Origin of the sequence: Protofrankia sp. CiP1_Cm_nod2 (assembly GCF_920664355.1) — a bacterium.
GTDB lineage: Bacteria > Actinomycetota > Actinomycetes > Frankiales > Frankiaceae > Protofrankia.
Window position 1 is genome coordinate 1 of sequence record NZ_CAKKTL010000178.1, and the last position, 1861, is coordinate 1861.

Sequence of the window (1861 nt, forward strand, 5' to 3'; positions counted from 1 at the left end):
CCCCGCCCGGCCGGGACCGAGCGACGGACCGGACTGGCAGGCCCTCGCCGACGGGTCGATCACGGACCGCTTCGTCGAGTTCATCCGTCCGAGCCGCTTCACCACGGACCATCCGGAGCTCGCCGAGACGGCCCGCGAACTCGCCGCGCGCCACACCCCGGCCGAGTTCGTCCCGGCTGTCGGCGAATGGGTCCGGCAGCGCCTGACCTACCGGCCCGGCACGACCGGCGTGCACACGTCCGCGGTGGACGCCTGGCAGCAGGGCGAAGGCGTCTGCCAGGACTTCGCCCACCTGGCTCTGGTGCTGCTGCGGGCCGTTGGCCTACCGGCCCGGTACGTCTCCGGCTATCTGCACCCGTCCACGGACGCCACGATCGGCGAGACCGTCGTCGGCCAGAGCCACGCGTGGGTGGAGGGCTGGCTCGGCGACTGGTGGGGCTTCGACCCGACCAACGGCGTCCCCGCCGGGCAGCAACACGTGGTCGTGGCCCGCGGCCGTGACTACAACGACGTCCCACCCCTCCTCGGCGTCTACTCCGGCGGCGCATCGACCTCCCTGGGCGTAACCGTAGCCGTCACCCGCCTGAGCTAGCCCGCTTCGCTTCCCGTGGGCATCTTCACCCACACGGACCAGCCCCCAGCAGACCCCCTCCCACACCACCGCCGGCACCCCCACCAGTCAAGATCCAAAAAGACCCCAACGCCGCGTCAGATCACACGATTGAGTGTGTAAGTGGCTGCTGTGGCAGCCACCTGTCCCCTCGTTGTCATGATCGTGTTCGTGAGTGGGCTGGTGAGTGCGAGGGCTATGTGGGCCACGACGTCGTCGGGGTGGTCACGGACGGCGAAGGACGGGAAGCGTAGGACGCGGTCGCCGGCGAGGGTCAGCTCGTTGCCGCGGGCGAGGTCGGCCAGCCAGGTGCGGGGGTCGAGATGGCCGGTGCCGTCGATCTCCACTGTCAGGCGGGCGTGTTCCCAGTGGGCGTCCAGATACCAGCGTCCGCTCGCTCGCTGCCGGGCCACCTGCCGGTCCGGCAGCGGTATGGACGCCGCGCGCAGCGCGCGGACGAAACGCAGTTCGGGCAGCGAATGGGAGCCGCCCTCGACGTCCGCGAGGGTTTCACTGATGAGACGCCGCCATCTGACCCGGACAAGCCGGTCGAGGACGGCCCGCAGCCGTGCGGCGGTTGTCAGCCGCTGCTGGACGCCGGCGGCCAGCACCGCTCTGGCCGCGTCCTCGCTGGTCGCGGTCGACGCCATGTCGAGCAGCGCGTGTTCGATACGCATGCGGTGTGGACGCACGGCCGGGAGGATGCCGTCGGCGCCCAGGCCGCGGCGGCGATGGACCCGTACACCGGGGACGGCAGGCGCCTGGTGCGCGTTCGGCACGCTGACGTGGATCGTTCGTGACGGGAAGCCCTGCAGCCCGCCCAGCTCGGCGGCGGTGGCATGGCTGAGTACCGCATCGGCTCCCGCGTGCAGTACGGCCGCCCACCGCGTCTGCGGTGGGGAGAGCGGGCCACTGTGGGTGACGAGCACCCGTAGGTGCACCCGTTGCCAGGCGCCGGTCACGAGCCGATGGCGGACGGCCGGCCGGCCGAGGGCACGAACCGCCACTTCCAGCCGTACGACACCATCCTGATCAAGGAGGATGTCTCTCCATGTGTCGGGCATTTCCTGACTGTGCATCTCGGCCACCCCTGTGGATAACATTCGTCCACAGGGGTGATATCTACTAATATAGAAGGTTTTCAACTGGTGCCATGTCGGCCTGAACTGGCCCTGGTCGTCGTGTCCGGGCGATTCCGAGGCAACGCCGCCGGACCGCTTGAGCGCGGCGGACGGGCGGACGGGCCGGCGG

General features: G+C 70.3%; 2 protein-coding genes. One reads left to right on the plus strand and one right to left on the minus strand.

The genetic code is table 11. The annotated features are described in order from the left end of the window. Positions 1-592, plus strand: a 592-nt coding sequence (locus tag NBW84_RS17810; RefSeq protein WP_250285863.1) for a transglutaminase-like domain-containing protein, incomplete at its 5' end; no start/stop codon positions are given. A gap of 116 nt (positions 593-708) precedes the next feature. Here the strand turns inward: NBW84_RS17810 and NBW84_RS17815 are convergent. Continuing rightward, the gene (locus NBW84_RS17815) at positions 709-1617 is read right to left on the minus strand and encodes a DUF559 domain-containing protein (RefSeq protein ID WP_250285864.1); all 909 of its coding nucleotides are present in this window, start codon (positions 1615-1617) and stop codon (positions 709-711) included. Positions 1618-1861 lie beyond the last annotated feature (244 nt).